The organism is Streptomyces prunicolor (genome assembly GCF_045162825.1).
Classification (GTDB): domain Bacteria; phylum Actinomycetota; class Actinomycetes; order Streptomycetales; family Streptomycetaceae; genus Streptomyces; species Streptomyces prunicolor.
In genome coordinates this window covers 332,624-348,545 of sequence record NZ_CP108676.1, presented here as the reverse complement: position 1 = coordinate 348,545, position 15,922 = coordinate 332,624, and the positions used below count along the sequence as shown (strand labels likewise).

Here is a 15,922-nt window from a genome sequence, read left to right as displayed (position 1 = left end):
TCAGCTTGCTTCGCTGTGCCTTGGCTGAGCGGAGCATCTGCGAGCGGTCCGGTCGCGCACGCCCTCGATCGTTTTCCTTCGTGCGCCCGCCGCTCGTTCTGCCACCTCCCACACCTTTTACCATCGTCGAGGCTCACTTTGTCACGTTCGCACCACCTCCGATCCCTGTCCGCCCTCGCAGCCACCGCGTTCATCGCCGCCGCCGCGCCCGTGCTCGCGGCCGGCCCGGCGAGCGCCACCGACGCCGACGCGTGCCAGTCCGCCACCGTGCAGTACCGCATCGTCGGCGCCGATGGAAACGTTGTCGGCGCCGACTGGACCTCGCAGGGCGGGTTCCTCCAGTGGGACACCATCCCCGGCACCGTCGAGGTCCGGCTGGCTCCCGACCAGAGCGTCGGGGACAGCTGCAAGTACCCCGTCTCGCTCGCCGAGTACACCGCCGAAGGCCCCACCTGGTACAACTCCGGCCACCAGACCATGGTCGACAAGACCACGGTCTACCTCACCGCCAAGGATGTCGCGGGCTCGCAGGACACCTGGCAGCAGCTGAAGGTCAAGTCGCCCGACTGCTACGGCCAGATCGACCTGTACGGCGACGACGTCACCTACGACGGCGGTACGGGCGAGGGCCACGGCCCGCTTCCGTACCAGCCCGACAACATCATGACCCCGTACCACCTCATCGCGGCCTGGAACGGCGGTGACAAGGAGTGCACCCCGAGCACGCCGGAGTCGCCCACCCCGACGCCGACCCAGCCGGCCTCGGCGCCGCCCGAGACGCCGGGGACCCCGGCCGACAGCACGCCTCCCGCCGAGGAGTCGACCCCGCCGGCCAGCCCCAAGCCGTCGACGACGCCGCCCACTTCCGCGCACGTCCCGCCGCTGAAGTCGTCGCCCTCGCCCTCCCCGAAGGCGACGCCCAACGGTGGCAACACGCCGCTGGCGGAGACCGGTTCCAACGCGCCGGTCGGCCTCATAGCGGGCGGTGCGGCCCTGGTGATCGCCCTCGGTGGCGGCACGGTGTACATGGCGAGCCGCTCTCGCCGCTCCTCCTGACACAGCCACGCCCGGCGTGAACTGACCGCCCCGCCCCGTGAGTTGTCACGGGGCGGGGCTCATGGCCGTGGCCAGGGACGCCCGCCGAGCCGTTCGATGTCGGTGTTGAAGCGTCGTAGGAAAGCCGCGAAGGCGTCGATGTCCTCGTCCGACCAGTCGTCCATGATCTGGTCCAGGGACCGGACCAAACCCTCGCGTTCCTCGTCGAGCATCCGCGCGCCCAGGTCCGTGATGCGGAACTTGCGGGCCATGCCGCCCTTCGGATCGGGGATGCGGTCCACGAGCCCGGAGCGCATGGCCGCCGCCGTCTGCCGGTTGAGGGTGGACGTGTCGAGACCGAAGGCGTCGCTCAACTCGCCGATGGACATGGGTCCTTGGACGCGGATCCGGCTCAGCAGGATGTAGGCGCTGCGCTCCAGCACGCCGTCCTTGCGGCGCCCGCCCTTCTGCGCGAGCAGTCCGTGCCGGCTGAGGAGCATCTGCTCGTACTCGACCTCGCGCGTGCGCCTGTCCATCGGTTCGCTGCCTCCTGCTTCCAGCCGATGCCGCCGCCGTGTCGTGCGCTCCGGTGCGGCCCGGCCCATCCTCGCACGACGGTATGCACCATCCCCATCACATGGCTGATACATATGATGTGTACGATGCACACTCCTTCACATCCCGACTGAACAGACATGCCGAGGAGTCCCGTCATGGACGCCCCCCAGCCCTCAGCCCGCGCAGGAGGCGTGGTCGCCACGCTGGCCTTCGCCGGCACCACGGCCGCGATCATGCAGACGCTGGTCACCCCGCTCATCGCCGATCTGCCGGAGATGCTGCACACCTCGTCCTCGAACGCTGCGTGGGTGATCACGGCCACGCTGCTGGTGGCCGCGGTCTGTGTGCCGGTCGTCGGCCGCCTCGGTGACCTGCTGGGCAAGCGCCGTATGCTGCTCGCCTGCTCCGTCCCGCTGATCGTGGGCTCGGTGGTCTGCGCGCTCTCCTCGTCCGTGGTCCCGATGATCGTCGGACGCGGTCTGCAGGGCATGGGCATGGGCATGGTCCCGCTGGGCATCGCCCTGCTGCGGGACGTCGTACCGCAGGAGCGGCTCAGCCCCTCCATCGCCCTGGTCAGCGCCTCGATGGGCATCGGCGGCGGCCTCGGCCTGCCGATCGCCGCGGCGATCGCCCAGTACGCCAACTGGCGTGCGCTGTTCTGGGGTTCGGCCGCCCTCGCCGTGGTCGTCGCCGCGCTGATCTGGTTCCTGATCCCGGACGTACCGGCCGCCGCCAAGGGCCAGCGCTTCGACGCTCCCGGCGCCCTCGGCCTCGCCGTCGGCCTGGTCTGCCTGCTGCTCGGCATCTCCAAGGGCGCCGACTGGGGCTGGGGTTCGGCCACCGTGCTGGGCCTGTTCGCCGTCGCGATCGTGGCCTTCCTGTCCTGGGGTGTGTGGTTACTGCGCACCGGCGACCCGCTGATCGACCTCCGTACGACGGCCCGCCCCCGGGTCCTGATCACCAACATCGCCTCGGTCTTCGTCGGCGTCGGCATGTACTCCAGCATGCTGGTCGTCCCACAGCTGCTGCAGTTCCCCGAGGCCACCGGCTACGGCCTGGGCCAGTCGATGCTCGCCTCCGGCCTGTGGATGGCCCCCGGCGGCATCATGATGATGATCGTCTCCCCGCTCGGCGGAAAGCTCACCAACGCCCGCGGCCCCAAGTTCACCCTGATCAGCGGCGTCCTCGTCATCACCGCCGGCTACGCCCTGTCGATGGGCCTGATGAGCTCCGCCTGGGGCCTCATGGTCGTCTGCATCGTCATCAACAGCGGCGTCGGCCTCGCCTACGGCGCGATGCCCGCCCTCATCATGAGCTCGGTCCCCCTCTCCGAGACCGCCGCCGCCAACGGCTTCAACACTCTGATGCGCTCCCTCGGCACCTCGATCGGCGCCGCGGTGATCGGCGTGGTCCTCGCCCAGATGACCAACACGGCCGGCGGCTACACCTTCACCTCCGAGGGCGGCTTCCGCACGGGTCTCATCATCGGCGGCGGCGTCGCCCTGCTGGCGGCTCTGGTCGCGGCGGCGATCCCGGCGGTACGGGCAGCCACGCCGACCGAGGAGAAGGTCGAGGAGGCCAGCGAGTTGGAGGATGCCGGGGTCGAGTCCTGACCTGGGCGAGATGAACGTACGGGGGAGTGCTGCCCGGCGTCGCAGGAGTGGGGGATCGCTCTTCGGCGCCGGGCAGCGGGCTTTCCGGACGCCGATGCCCGGTCATGCCGTGGACAGCTCAGTTCTGTGAACCAAGGCCCTGCAGTGCGGTGTTGAGCTGTGGCGCGGTGAGGGCGGGGGAGGGGAGCGCGGTGGTGGCGGGTGCGGCGCGCAGTCCGTCCAGGAGGAGCGCCAGCGGGCGGCGCCAGGCGTCGGGGCCGGCGGCCGCGGTGAGGGCGGGGACGGTTCGGCCCAGCGCGGCGAGGGTGAACAGGACGTCCTCCGGGGTGACGTCCGCGCGGATCGTGCCCTGGTCGCGGCCCCTGCTCAGCAGCAGTTCCACGGTGTGCCGGTTGTGGGCGTGCACGGCCTGGAGCGAGTCGACGCCGTCGAGGTGGGTGGTCATGAGGTCGTTGGTGCCGCGATCGGCGGCCAGGCCCGCGAAGACGGTCCCCAGATAACCGGTCAGGCCCGCCCAGGCGTCCTCGACGGTGCGCGCCTGCTCGCCCACGCTCATCGTGTCGGTGAGCAGGTCGCGGAAGACCGCGTCCACGAGGGCTGCGCGGGTGGGGAAGTGCCGGTACAGGGTGGCGTTGCCGATACCGGCCCGGCGGGCGATCACGTCGATCGGCGCGTGCAGCCCCTGCTCGGTGAAGAGGGCGTGGGCTGCCTCGATCAGCAGCTCCCGGTTGCGCCGCGCATCGCGGCGTCGAGCAGGTGCCGTCGTGTCGTTCGGGCCCGTCATCCTCGTCCTCCGCACTAGTGGGGAGTGCTCCCCGGTCGTGATGCTATCGTCGATCCGTCAAGTGGGGAGTGCTCCCCATTTCTGCGACGAGGGGGTGGCGTCATGCGTGGCACGGCACTGGTTCTGGGTGGTGGCGGGCCCGTCGGCGGGGCGTGGATGACGGGTGTGCTCGCCGGGCTCACGGAGGCCGGCGTCGACCTCGACCGCGCCGACATGATCATCGGCACCTCCGCGGGCGCGATCTTCGGCGCCCGGCTCGCGGCCGGCGAGGCACCGGCGGAGCTGTACGAACGTCAACTCGACCGCTCCGACGAGGTGGAGCTACGGGTCACCGCGGCCCAGACGATCCGTTTCCTGTGGGCGGCGCTGGGATCCCGCGATCCGCAACGCTCCGTACGACGGCTCGGCCGTGCCGCCCTCGGCGCACACACCGGACCCGAGTCCGAACTCCTCGACGCCGTCGGCACGTTGCTGCGCGGCGCCCGGGACTGGCCGGACCGTGCCCTGCGGATCACGGCGGTGGACGCCGAGACCGGGACCTTGTCGACCTTCGACGCGCACGCAAAGGTGCCCCTCGTCGAAGCGGTCGCCGCGAGCTGCGCCGTCCCCCTCGTCTCACCGCCCGTCACGGCCGCCGGCCGCCGCTGGATCGACGGCGGCAGCCGCACGACCACCAACGTGCACCTGGCCGACGGCTACGACCACATCCTGGCCGTCGCACCGATCCCGAAGGCGGTCGGCCCGCACCCCAGCGCCCCGCAACAGGCGGCCCAACTCGCCGTGCAGGGCGCCGAGATCACCCTCGTGACCCCGGACCGCCCGTCCCGCCGCGCGATGGGCCGAGACCTGACCGCGAACGCCCGCCGTCCGGCAGCCGCCCGTGCCGGCCACACCCAGGCGATGGCCCTCGCGCACGCGGTGCACGCCGTATGGCGCGGTGGTGTGTGATCGCCCTGCCCCGACTGCCCCGTAACCATCGACAGGAGTGCCGTGCCGGACCCGATCGTGCGGCCCGAGTTGCGATGGGCCGCGACTCGACCGCCGACGTCGGCCGTCTGGCGGGCGCCCGTACTGGCCACGCCCAGTCGATGACCTTCGCGCACGCGGCGCCTGCTGTTTGGTGCAGCGGCATGTGACGCCCTGCCCCGAGTGCGCCGTGACCAGGGGCCGCGACTTGACCTCCGACGCCAGCCGCCCGGCGGCCGACCGAGCGGGCCATGCCCAGGCGCCGGCCCTCGCGTACGCGCTACATGCCGTACGGCGCGGCGGCAGCTGACCGCCCGGCCCCGAACCCCCGCCGACCACCGAAAGGAGTGCCATGCCGGCACCCACCCTCCAGGACCTCGCCCCCGACGGGCACGACCTGGCCACCGATCCCCACCCCGTGTACGCGGCCCTGCGTGAACGAGGTCCCGTGCACCGGGTCCTCGCGCCGGGCAGTGGCGAGAGCTGGCTGGTCGTCACCCGGGACGCGGCCCGCGCCGCCCTGACCGACCCGCGCCTGCGCAACGACATCCGCCACTCCGCGACTTGGCAGGACGACGGCGGACACGCCCTCGGCCGCAACATGCTGCAGACCGATCCACCCGACCACACGCGCCTACGGCGGCTGGTCGCGGGCCACTTCACGCCCGCGCGGATCGCCGCCCTCCGCCCACGCATCGCGGAGATCGCCGGCGATCTGCTCGCCGGGCTGCCGGCGCGGGGGACGGTGGATCTGGTCAGCCGGTACGCCCTGCCGCTGCCCGTCACCGTGATCTGCGACCTGTTCGGGGTGCCCACCGCGGACCGTACGGTGTTCCACGCCTGGTCGAACGAGCTCGTGATGCCCGCTTCGCCCGAGTCGGGCGCCTCGGCCGCCGCCGCCCTGGGTGGCTACCTGGCCGAGTTGATCCACCGGAAGCGCGGCACACGAGACGACGACCTGCTGAGTGACCTGGTCGCCACGGCCCGCGAACCCGCCGGGTCACCCCTCACCTCCGAGGAACTCCTCGGAATGGCTTTCCTGATCCTCGTCGCCGGCCACGAGACGACCGTCAACCTGATCTCCGCGACCGTCCATGCCCTGCTCACCCACCCCGACCAACTCGAACTGCTGCGCTCCGAGCCGGACTTGGCCGATGCCGCCGTGGAGGAGGCGCTGCGCCACCAGTCGCCCGTCCACGCCACCGCGTTCCGTTTCGCGACCGAGTCGCTGGAACTCGCCGGTACCCACATCCCGGCCGGGGACGCTGTGCAGATCTCCCTGGCCGCAGCTTCCCGCGATCCGCTCCACTTCCCCGAGCCCGACCGCTTCCACCTACGGCGCCGGGGACCCGCACACCTCGCCTTCGGCCACGGCCTCCACCACTGCCTGGGAGCACCCCTGGCCCGCACCGAGGCCGCCATCGCCGTACGCCTCCTCCTGCACCACTGCCCCGACCTCACCCTCGCCACCGACCCCGCGACACTGACGTGGCGAACGAGCACGCTGCTTCGGGGCCTGAGTGAACTGCCGGTGCGGATCGGCCCGTCAGGAGACCCAGGCGGCACCGACTAGCCCAAGTCCAGGACGCCGGTGGGTAGTTGAGGATCGGGCCAGTCGGGTTCGTAGCGCCACGTCCCCAACCCCCGTTCCGCGGCCAACGGTCCGACGGCCCCCTCGATCATCGCGACCGCCTCCTCGCGAGCCTTCTCCACCGCCCGGTGATCGGCCTCGCTCACCACCCCCAACCGGCGGCCGTGGGCGTACTCGTCCTCGTCCTTCCAGTCCCATCGCGACAGGTCGGGCGCGACCACCAGGTCCAGCAGCAGGTCGAAGGTGTCGAAACCGAGGGGCGTGCGGCGCATCGGCTGCTGGAAGTTGACGTACCAGTACGTGAGTCGGCCCTCTCCCGCGGCGTCGAAGAACGCGTTGACGCTGAACCAGCTGTCGGGCGGCACCCATTGGAGATGGGTTGTGTCCCGCCAAGTCCAGTGGCCGAGCTGCCAGTTGCCATCGGCCAGGTTCGCCAGGGCGCGCAGCCGGGCGGTTTCGTCGCCGGTGAGGAGCGACTCGATCCAGGTCGTAGGGGCCAACGACTCCGCGCCCGGCCGGCACCCCAGAACCAGTGCCTCGGCGGTGTCCTCGACGACCCGTAACGCATGGGCGCTCCACACCTTCCGCCGGAACACATCACGCCGTACGGCGGTCTGACCCGGCTGGAACTCCCGCATACCCACCTCCAGTTGCTCGGGCTACTCATGTCTGCCCGCGTGCCACCGCCCGGAACTCCAGTGGCGTACGCCCTTCCCGCTTGCGGAAGAACTTCGCGAAGTCGGTCGGCTCGCCGAAGCCGAGGGTGCGGGAGACGTCCGCCGCCGTCGCGTCGGTGTGGACGAGGAGGCGCTTGGCCTCCAGGAGGATGCGGGCGTCGAGGTACTGCTTGGCGGTCGTTCCGGTGGCCGCGAGGGTCGCGCGGGTGAGGGTGCGCGGGCTGTAGCCCAACGCGGCGGCATAGTCGGCGACTTGGTGGCTGGTGCGGAAGTCGCGTTCCAGGGCGGCGCTGTAGCGGCGGAACGTGTCGTCGGCCGGGGCGGACGACACCGGGTCCGGCCGGACGTGCGAGAGGCGGATCAGCAGGACGGTGAGGAGCATGCGGAGGGTCTGGAGGTGGGCGTCGAGGGGGAGCGACGCCAAGTCGGCGTATTCGTGGGTTAGGTGACGGAGTGTCAGGCGGGCCGCCCGGGCGTGCGGGCCCGTCGGGAGCAGGGGTGACTGGTCGAAGGGCGGATCGGCCAGGACGAAGCCGGGCTGCCAGATCACGATCGTGCCGTGGGCCGTCGTCAGGTCGTCGGGGACGTACTGGTGCACCTGTCCCGAGCTCACCCACAGCCAGCCGCCCGCCTCCACCGCGCAGTCCGTGAAGTCCACCCGGTGGCGCAGCGTGCCCTCGGTGACGTGGATCAGGTGATGGAAGTCCGGCCGCTGCGGCGCCGACAGGTCGATGGCGCGACGCTCACCGCGCGCCAGCAGCTCGGTGAATCCCACCACGTCCATACCGATGGGCGCGCCGAGTGACGGACGGTACGCCACGTCCGTGATCTCGGGTCGATGCTGACCGTTTTTTCCCATGGTGAGTCCCGAGCCTACCCTTGCCGGACAGTGAACCGCTCCTACGGTCGAAAGTGCAGAGACCGGACTGGGCAAGGAGCTGGTGACGTGCGACTGATCGTGGGAATGACCGGAGCGACCGGGGCCGTCCTCGGTGTCCGGCTGCTGGAGCAGCTCGCCGAGCTGCCCGAGGTCGAGACCCATCTCGTCCTCAGTCGCTGGGCCCGGACCACCATCGAGCTGGAGACGGGACGCACCGCCCGCGAGATCGCCGAGCTGGCCGACGTCGTCCACGGCCCCGAGGACCAGGGGGCCACCATCGCCTCCGGGTCGTTCCGCACCGACGGCATGGTGATCGTGCCCTGCTCCATGAAGACCCTGGCCGGCATCCGCACCGGCTACGCCGACGGGCTGATCGGCCGGGCCGCCGACGTGATCCTCAAGGAACGCCGCCCGCTGGTCCTCGTACCGCGCGAGACCCCCCTGAGCGAGATCCACCTGGAGAACATGCTCGACCTCGCGCGCAAGGGCGTACGGATCGTGCCCCCGATGCCCGCCTTCTACAACCACCCCGCCACGGTCGACGACATCGTCACCCACATCACCTCCCGCGTCCTCGACCAGCTGGACCTGCCCGCCCCCGCCGCCAAGCGCTGGGAAGGCATACGCCCCGCCCGCGACGCACGCATCCACCCCGCCGCCTGAGCCACCACCCCACACACGACGTACGGAGCCCACGCATGCCCTACGACGACCTCCGCACCTTCCTGGACACCCTCGACAAGCACAGCCAACTGCTGCGGATCACCGAACAGGTCCTCCCCGAACCGGACTTGGCCGCCGCCGCCAACGCGGCCGGACGCATCGGCGAAGGCGCCCCCGCCCTCTACTTCGACAACGTCAAGGGCTTCACCGACGCCCGGATCGCGATGAACGTCCACGGCTCCTGGCGCAACCACGCCCTCGCCCTCGGACTGCCCCCGGACACCTCCGTGCGCGAGCAGGTCGAGGAGTTCGCCCGCCGCTGGGACGCCTTCCCGGTCGCACCGGAGCGCCGCGAGGACGCGCCCTGGCGGGAGAACACCCAACAGGGCGCCGACATCGACCTGTTCAAGGTCCTCCCGCTGTTCCGGCTCAACGACGGCGACGGCGGCTTCTACCTCGACAAGGCCGCCGTGGTCTCCCGCGACCCGCGCGACCCGGACCACTTCGGCAAGCAGAACGTCGGCACCTACCGCATCGAGGTCATCGGCAGCGACCGCCTCGCCTTCCAGCCCGTCCCCATGCACGACGTGGCCCAACACCTGCGAGCCGCCGAGGAGTTGGACGAAGACCTGCCCATCGCGATCACCCTCGGCAACGACCCCGTCATCACGATCGTCGCCGGCATGCCGATGGGCTACGACCAGTCCGAGTACGAGATGGCCGGCGCCCTGCGCGGAGCACCCGCCCCCATCGCCACCGCGCCACTCACCGGCTTCGACGTCCCCTCGGGTTCCGAGGTCGTCATCGAGGGCGTCGTAGAGAGCCGTAAGCGCCAAATAGAGGGCCCCTTCGGCGAGTTCACCGGCCACTACTCCGGCGGCCGACGTATGCCGACGATCCGTATCGACCGCGTCTCCTACCGCACCGACCCGGTCTTCGAGTCCCTCTACCTCGGCATGCCGTGGACCGAGGTCGACTACCTCGTCGGCCCCAACACCTGCGTCCCCCTCCTCAAGCAACTCCGCGCCGAATTCCCCGAAGTGCAGGCCGTCAACGCCATGTACACCCACGGCCTCGCGGTGATCGTCTCCACGAAGAAGCGCTACGGCGGCTTCGCCAAGGCGGTCGGTATGCGCGCGATGACCACACCCCACGGCCTCGGCTACGTCACGCAGGTCATCGTCGTGGACGAGGACATCGACCCCTTCGACCTGCCCCAGGTGATGTGGGCGATGTCCGCGAAGGTGAACCCCCAGGACGACGTGATCATCGTCCCCAACCTGTCGGTCATGGCCCTGGCACCGGCCGCCAACACCCCAGGAATCACCAGCAAGATGATCATCGACGCCACGACCCCGGTCGCACCGGACAACCGGGGCCACTTCGACACCCCGGTACGCGACCTGCCCGAGACCCCCGAGTGGACCGACCGGCTGCGCGCCCTCATCGCCGCCCGCTGACCCGATCCACGAACCTTCGTCAGGAGTCACCCGACATGATCTGCCCCCGCTGCGCCCACGACACGGTCGACACCGTGACCACCTCGCCGGTCCCCGGCGTGTGGGACGTACTCCAGTGCGCCCGCTGCCTCTACATGTGGCGCACCACCGAACCCGACCGCCGCACCCGGCGCGAGGCGTACCCGATCGAGTTCCGGATGACGCAGGCCGACATCGATGCCGCCCCGGAGGTGCCCGTCGTACCGCCGCTGCGCGTCGGCTGAACCGACCCCCGGCCGGGGTCAGATCGCGAGGATCGCGCGCACCCGCTTGCCGCCCCCGGTGAGCGGGGTGACGTCCAGGCGGTGTGCCAGGCAGCGGACCATGGCCAGGCCGCGTCCGCTCTCGCCCTCGGCCGTCAACGGCCGTACGCGGGGCGGGGTCGGGTTGTCGTCGTAGACCTCGACCGTGACGCGCTCGTCGGACAGCTGGAGGCGCAGCCGGCACTCGCCGCGGCCGTGCTCGGTCGCGTTGGCGACGAGTTCGGACACGATCAGCGTCGCGTCGTCGATCTGCTCCGCGTCCACCCGCGCCAGTTGATGGCGGGAGCGGGCGAGGAACTCCGAGGTCAACTTCCGTGCCTGACCCGCCGACGCGGCCTTGTCGGGCAGCAGGTACTCCACGCGTACAGAACGCCTATGGGTACGCCGATGCGTACGCATGGCGAATCACTTCCCCTCCTAGGACAACCCGGTATCCCCGCGGCGCGACCGCACCGGGGCCGCTGCATGTCTTGCACGGCCGGTCCTACACAGTTCACTTGCCCGCAGTCCGTGATCGGCAACCAGGCGGAACCACATGGTTGTCGTCGATCAGGAAATGTCCGTTCTCGGAATCAATTGGGTAAAGCGTCGGGCGCACCGAGGGGATTGCCTGGCAGCCTTGCGATGTCCAAAGGTGGGGGAGGGGCCCCTGCGGAGGCGGCCCTCGAAAGCCGCGACACCCTTGGAGTGACCATGGCCGCAGCGAAGCCGCAGCGCAGTCTCTCCGTGCTGACCTGGCTGCCCGCCGCGGTGATGGCGGTGGTGGCGGTCGGGGACCTCGTCACGGGGCCGGGCCTCGGCTTCCTCCCGCTGGCCTCCCTCGGTCCGGCCTTCGCCGGACTCGTCGGCGGCTGGCGCCGTACCGCGTGGTTCGGCGCGGCCGCGCTCGCCCTGTGCGTCGGACTGGGCCTCTATGACGGCCTGTTCCAGGAACGCCGAGGGTTCCTGGCGATGGTGTCGGTGGTGGGCGTGACCGGCGCGGGCATCGCCGCCGCCGTGATGCGCGGCCGCCGCGAGGCCGAACTCGCCAGCGTGCGCTCGATCGCGGAGGTCGCGCAGCGAGTACTTCTACGACCCGTACCGCTGACCGCGGGTCCGCTCCAGGCGGCGGTGTCGTACACCTCGGCCGTCGCGGAAGCGCGCATCGGCGGTGACCTCTACGAGGTGGTCGCCTCCCCGCACGGCGTGCGGGTGATCGTCGGCGATGTGCAGGGCAAAGGGCTCGCCGCCGTCGAGACGGCCGCCGTGGTGCTCGGAGCGTTCCGCGAGGCCGCGCACGACGAACCCGACCTCGTGGGACTCGGCGAGCGCCTGGAGCGCAGCGTCTCCCGCGTCCTGTCCGACGAGAAGTTCGTGACCGCCGTCCTCGCCGAGATCGGCACGGACCACGAGGTGCTCTTCCTCAACTACGGCCACCCGCCCCCGATGGTCGTACGGCGCGACGGCACCGCCGACTTCCCGGTACCGCCCTCCTACGCCCCGCCGCTCGGCCTGGGCGGCGCCCAGGGCAGCGAGAGCCCGAAGCCGTTCTCCGTGGGCTTCGCGCCGGGCGAGCAACTGCTGCTGTACACCGACGGCGTCACCGAGGCCCGCGACGGCCAGGGCACGTTCTATCCGTTGGGCGAGCGGGCGGACCTGCTGAAGGAGCCCGACGCGCAGAGCGCGCTGGACTCCCTGCGCGAGGACCTGGTCCGCCACACGGCCGGACCGCTCCACGACGACGCGGCGATGCTCCTGCTGCGCTATCACGGCCATGCGGACACGACGGGGGACGAGTCGCCCGTCCGGTGAGCACGGCACGGGAGGGATGAGGCGGTCGCCACCGTCGGCCCATTTGCTTGTTTCGTCAATCAAGTAAACTGATGGCATGACCACGCCCGAGCAGCCACTGCGCCCCATGAGTCCGCACGAGGAGGAGCTGGTGCGTGAACTCGCGCGGGTGATGCTCGTGCTGCCCCGGGCCGTCGACGCCGACATGATGCGGGAGCAGCGCCTGCCGCTGTCCGAGTACACGACCCTCATGCATCTGTCCGAGGCCACGGACCGGCGCATGCGGATGAGCGAGCTGGCGTCCGTTTGCAGCCTCTCGCTGAGCGGCATGACCCGCATCGTCACCCGCCTGGAGACACAGGGGCTGGTCGGACGGGAGCGGTGCGCCGAGGACGCCCGCGGCTGGAACGCCGTCCTCACCGACCAGGGCCTCGCCCGCCTCCAGGAGGCATGGCCGGCCCACCTCTCCAGCGTCCGGCGCCATGTCCTCGACCACGTCGACGCCGCCGACCTGACCCGGCTCCTCGGCCTGATGCGCCGTATCGCCACCTGACCCACCGAGCAGAACCAAGGAGTTACGAGATGACCACTCCGACCACCCCCTTCGGCATCACGCTCGGCCTGGACACGTTCGGTGACGTCACGAACGACACGGAGGGCACGCCGCTGACCCACGGGCAGGCCATCCGCCGCCTCGTCGAGGAAGGCGTCCTCGCCGACCAGGTCGGCGTCGACCACTTCGGCATCGGCGAGCACCACACCGAGGCGATGCCCCTGTCGGCCGCCGACGTCGTCCTCGCGGCCATCGCCGCGCGCACCGAGCACATCCGCCTCAACTCGGCCGTGACCGTGATCAGTTCGGACGACCCCGTCCGGGTCTTCCAGCGCTACGCCACTCTCGACGCCGTCTCCGCGGGCCGCGCCGAGGTGATCCTCGGCAGAGGGTCGAGCACCGAGTCCTTCCCGCTCTTCGGCTACGACCTGAACGACTACGAGGAGCTGTTCGAGGAGAAGGTCGCCCTCTTCGCCGAACTCCTCAAGGAGAAGCCCGTCACCTGGTCCGGAAACACCCGTGCCGCCCTGGACGGCATCTCGGTGTACCCGCACAGCGAGACGGGCTCGATACCCACCTGGATCGGTGTCGGTGGCAGCCCCCAGTCCGTCATCCGCACCGCCCAGTACGGGTTCTCCCTGATGCTGGCGATCATTGGCGGGGACGTGGCCCGCTTCGCCCCGTTCTCCCAGCTGTTCCGGCGGGCGCTGACGGAGTTCGGCCACCCCGCGCGCCCGATCGGTGTGCACGCGCCCGGCCATGTCGCCGCCACCGACGAACAGGCGGTGGAGGAGTTCGTCCCGGCATTCCAGCAGCTGATCGCGAGTGTGGCGCGGGAACGCGGCTTCCGCACCCCGACCCGCGAGAGCCTCATGCAGGACGTCGGCCCCGGCGGCGCCCTCCACGTCGGATCACCCGAGACCGTGGCCCGCAAGATCGCGAACACCCTCAAGACCCTCGACGCGACCCGCTTCAACCTCAAGTACGGCATCACGGGGATGCCCTACGACACCCTCATGACCAACATCGAGCTGTACGGCACGAAGGTGGCCCCGCTGGTGCGCGAAATGATGGAGGACTGAACGCGCGGGGACCCGGAAACTCCGTTGCGAGTCGGGGGCGATCATCCGACAGTGGATCCATGACCGCCCCCACCCCTCCGCCGCCCGGACTGACCGTGCGCCCGGCGACACCGGACGACGCGCCGGCGGTGTGCGCGCTGCTGAACGAGATCGACGTGCTGGAGATCGGCCGCGCGGACACCGAACTGGCCGAGATCCAGGCGGACTTGAAGCACCCCGAGGTGGACCTGGAGCGGGACTCCTGGCTGCTCTTCGAGGGCGCCCGCCTCATCGGGTACGGCCTGCTGTGGGACGACTCGGGCGGCGAGCGGATCGACATCGACCACTACATCGTGCCGGGCCAACTCCCCGGCGCCCTGCACCTGTTCGACGTGATGGAGACCCGCGCCGCGCAACGGGCCGCCGCCAACGGGGCGCCCCGGGCCGTGGTGCACCTGCACCTCACCCTCGCCCCCACCATGGACGTGGACGCACTACGAGGCCGAGGCTGGCAACCGGTCCGCCGCTACAACGTGATGGCCCGTCAACTGTCTGCCACGGCCGACCCGTTGCCACCCTCCCCGCCCGGCGTGACCCTGCGCCCCTGTCTGGAGGAACCGGACCGCCGACGCGCCCACGCGCTGCTCCAGGAGGCCATGACCGAGCACTTCGACTTCCAGTACCGCACGTACGCACAGTGGCTGGACGACATCGACGCCGAGCGGGTCGACTGGTCCCTGATCTGGATCACCCACGTCGACGGCCTCGGTGACGTCGGGATGCTGCGCACCCACAACGACCGCGCCTCGATGGCCTGGATCGGCAACATCGCCGTCCTGCGCCAGGCCCGCGGCCGGGGCCTGGGCAGCCACCTCCTGCGCTACGGCTTCGGCCACTACGCGGCACTCGGCCGCGACCGGATCGGTCTGGGCGTGGACACGGACAACACCAGCAACGCGCTCGCGCTGTACGAACGGCACGGCATGACCCTCGACTACGGCGTCGACACCTGGGAGTTGACCCTCCCCGTCACCTCCGGGTGAACGACTTGAAGGTGTGGCTGAAGTACCAGGTGTCCTGAGCGATCCCGGAGCAGTTGTTGGCGCCCCCGGTGCCCACACAGCCGCCGTTGTCGCGCTGGAGCGCCCAGAAGGACAGCGTGTTGATGCCCCGGGCGACGGCCCACTTCTTCACGGTGACCGCGTTCTGCGTGGTGAAGGTCTCCGCGGGACCGAAGTCGTCGATGCCGGGCATCGCGGTGACGCCGATCATCTTCCACAGCTTGGCCGGGTTCTTCTTCGGGTAGAGCGCGGCGAGTTGGGAGTGCAGGCCGGTCGCGGCGGTCTTGGTGTCCTCCGCCATGTCGTGCGTGGCGCCGTCGTAGTAGTCGAAGGTCATGATGTTGACGACATCGACGCGCGCGCCGTTGTCGACGGCGTTCTGCAGCAGGGCAACGCCGTTCGGCGCGAGACCGGTCGTGGTGGTCGGCAGCGTGTAGGAGAACTCCACGCTGCGGCCGGTGCGTTGAGCCCAGCGCTGCACCTTCGCGATCGCCTTGTTGCGGCGGTCGATGCCGGCCGTGTTGTTGATGGAGTCGGCCTCGATGTCGAGATCGATACGGCTCACGCCGTAGGTCGTTACCAGGCTCTCGTAGACCTTCGCGATGGCGTCGACATCGGTGCAGCTGTCGGCGAGTTCGGTGTTGGTGGTGTCCGCCGCGTAGCCGCCGAAGGACGGGATGACGTTGCCGCCGCCCGCCTGGATCGTGGCGATGTCCTTGCCGAAGGTGGACTTCGAGATCGGCTGGGCGGGCAGGCCGTTCCAGTACGCCGTGCACGAGCCGGCCGCCTCGGTCTGCAGGAAGGCCATCGTGAGGTACTTGTTGCCGGACTCGGCGGCGAGTACGGCCGGGCTCTCGCCGGTCCACGCCTCGAAGTACGGCGCCGCCACATGATCCGGCATGGGCCGCGCGCGATGATCGGCGCTCGCGGCACCCCCGCCGAGAGCAA

At 70.5% G+C, this 15,922-nt stretch carries 17 protein-coding genes; 11 read left to right on the top strand and 6 right to left on the bottom strand.

The genetic code is table 11. From position 1 onward, the window contains the following. The first annotated feature begins 138 nt into the window (after window positions 1-138). Window positions 139-1,056 carry a hypothetical protein gene (locus OG588_RS01515; protein WP_405945677.1) on the top strand — a complete coding sequence of 306 codons (918 nt, stop codon included), beginning with the start codon at window positions 139-141 and terminating at the stop codon, window positions 1,054-1,056. Between the two features lie 59 nt (window positions 1,057-1,115). Here the strand turns inward: OG588_RS01515 and OG588_RS01510 are convergent, their stop codons facing one another. After that, window positions 1,116-1,571 carry a MarR family transcriptional regulator gene (locus OG588_RS01510; protein WP_366095294.1) on the bottom strand — a complete coding sequence of 152 codons (456 nt, stop codon included), beginning with the start codon at window positions 1,569-1,571 and terminating at the stop codon, window positions 1,116-1,118. A 177-nt stretch (window positions 1,572-1,748) separates the two neighbouring features. Here OG588_RS01510 and OG588_RS01505 point away from each other — a divergent pair, with 177 nt between their 5' ends. After that, window positions 1,749-3,206, top strand: a complete 1,458-nt coding sequence (locus tag OG588_RS01505; protein ID WP_405945676.1) for an MFS transporter — start codon at window positions 1,749-1,751, stop codon at window positions 3,204-3,206. A gap of 118 nt (window positions 3,207-3,324) precedes the next feature. Here OG588_RS01505 and OG588_RS01500 read toward each other — a convergent pair whose 3' ends face one another. Next, on the bottom strand, window positions 3,325-3,990 hold the full coding sequence (locus OG588_RS01500; RefSeq protein WP_405945675.1) for a TetR/AcrR family transcriptional regulator: 666 nt from the start codon (window positions 3,988-3,990) through the stop codon (window positions 3,325-3,327). A 102-nt stretch (window positions 3,991-4,092) separates the two neighbouring features. Here OG588_RS01500 and OG588_RS01495 point away from each other — a divergent pair, with 102 nt between their 5' ends. Together OG588_RS01495 and OG588_RS01490 are read left to right on the top strand one after the other, a co-directional pair. Beyond that, complete coding sequence (locus OG588_RS01495; RefSeq protein WP_366095297.1) at window positions 4,093-4,938, top strand: patatin-like phospholipase family protein; 846 nt, start codon at window positions 4,093-4,095, stop codon at window positions 4,936-4,938. Between the two features lie 370 nt (window positions 4,939-5,308). Then, entirely contained in the window at window positions 5,309-6,529 is a 1,221-nt protein-coding gene (locus OG588_RS01490) for a cytochrome P450 (RefSeq protein WP_405945674.1), read from the top strand. Here the strand turns inward: OG588_RS01490 and OG588_RS01485 are convergent. Beyond that, complete coding sequence (locus tag OG588_RS01485; RefSeq protein ID WP_366095300.1) at window positions 6,526-7,185, bottom strand: DUF402 domain-containing protein; 660 nt, start codon at window positions 7,183-7,185, stop codon at window positions 6,526-6,528. The two genes, OG588_RS01490 and OG588_RS01485, sit on opposite strands and share 4 nt — an antisense overlap. A 25-nt stretch (window positions 7,186-7,210) precedes the next feature. After that, complete coding sequence (locus tag OG588_RS01480) at window positions 7,211-8,083, bottom strand: AraC family transcriptional regulator (RefSeq protein ID WP_405945673.1); 873 nt, start codon at window positions 8,081-8,083, stop codon at window positions 7,211-7,213. 87 nt (window positions 8,084-8,170) lie between these two features. On the opposite strand from OG588_RS01480, the gene OG588_RS01475 reads away from it, so the two are divergent. From OG588_RS01475 to OG588_RS01465, 3 genes are read left to right on the top strand one after another with little or no spacing between them, the layout of a single operon-like run. Beyond that, the gene (locus OG588_RS01475; RefSeq protein ID WP_405945672.1) at window positions 8,171-8,767 is read left to right on the top strand and encodes a non-oxidative hydroxyarylic acid decarboxylases subunit B; all 597 of its coding nucleotides are present in this window, start codon (window positions 8,171-8,173) and stop codon (window positions 8,765-8,767) included. A gap of 35 nt (window positions 8,768-8,802) precedes the next feature. Continuing rightward, window positions 8,803-10,227 carry a non-oxidative hydroxyarylic acid decarboxylases subunit C gene (locus OG588_RS01470; protein WP_405945671.1) on the top strand — a complete coding sequence of 475 codons (1,425 nt, stop codon included), beginning with the start codon at window positions 8,803-8,805 and terminating at the stop codon, window positions 10,225-10,227. Window positions 10,228-10,262: 35 nt separating this feature from the next. Next, a complete protein-coding gene (locus tag OG588_RS01465) occupies window positions 10,263-10,490 on the top strand; it encodes a non-oxidative hydroxyarylic acid decarboxylases subunit D (protein ID WP_405945670.1) in 228 nt (75 codons plus the stop codon). Window positions 10,491-10,508: 18 nt separating this feature from the next. On the opposite strand, the gene OG588_RS01460 is transcribed toward OG588_RS01465, so the two are convergent. After that, the gene (locus tag OG588_RS01460; RefSeq protein WP_405945669.1) at window positions 10,509-10,928 is read right to left on the bottom strand and encodes an ATP-binding protein; all 420 of its coding nucleotides are present in this window, start codon (window positions 10,926-10,928) and stop codon (window positions 10,509-10,511) included. Between the two features lie 294 nt (window positions 10,929-11,222). Here OG588_RS01460 and OG588_RS01455 point away from each other — a divergent pair, with 294 nt between their 5' ends. The 4 genes from OG588_RS01455 to OG588_RS01440 all read left to right on the top strand — a co-directional run bounded on the left by OG588_RS01455 (window position 11,223) and on the right by OG588_RS01440 (window position 14,956). Continuing rightward, on the top strand, window positions 11,223-12,320 hold the full coding sequence (locus OG588_RS01455) for a PP2C family protein-serine/threonine phosphatase (RefSeq protein WP_405945668.1): 1,098 nt from the start codon (window positions 11,223-11,225) through the stop codon (window positions 12,318-12,320). Window positions 12,321-12,396: 76 nt separating this feature from the next. After that, entirely contained in the window at window positions 12,397-12,852 is a 456-nt protein-coding gene (locus OG588_RS01450) for a MarR family winged helix-turn-helix transcriptional regulator (protein ID WP_026150402.1), read from the top strand. 29 nt (window positions 12,853-12,881) lie between these two features. Continuing rightward, the gene (locus OG588_RS01445) at window positions 12,882-13,934 is read left to right on the top strand and encodes an LLM class flavin-dependent oxidoreductase (protein WP_405945667.1); all 1,053 of its coding nucleotides are present in this window, start codon (window positions 12,882-12,884) and stop codon (window positions 13,932-13,934) included. A 59-nt stretch (window positions 13,935-13,993) separates the two neighbouring features. Next, window positions 13,994-14,956 carry a GNAT family N-acetyltransferase gene (locus OG588_RS01440; RefSeq protein ID WP_405945666.1) on the top strand — a complete coding sequence of 321 codons (963 nt, stop codon included), beginning with the start codon at window positions 13,994-13,996 and terminating at the stop codon, window positions 14,954-14,956. Here OG588_RS01440 and OG588_RS01435 read toward each other — a convergent pair. Next, the gene (locus tag OG588_RS01435) at window positions 14,943-15,875 is read right to left on the bottom strand and encodes a chitinase (RefSeq protein WP_405945665.1); all 933 of its coding nucleotides are present in this window, start codon (window positions 15,873-15,875) and stop codon (window positions 14,943-14,945) included. The genes OG588_RS01440 and OG588_RS01435 overlap by 14 nt on opposite strands. Window positions 15,876-15,922 lie beyond the last annotated feature (47 nt).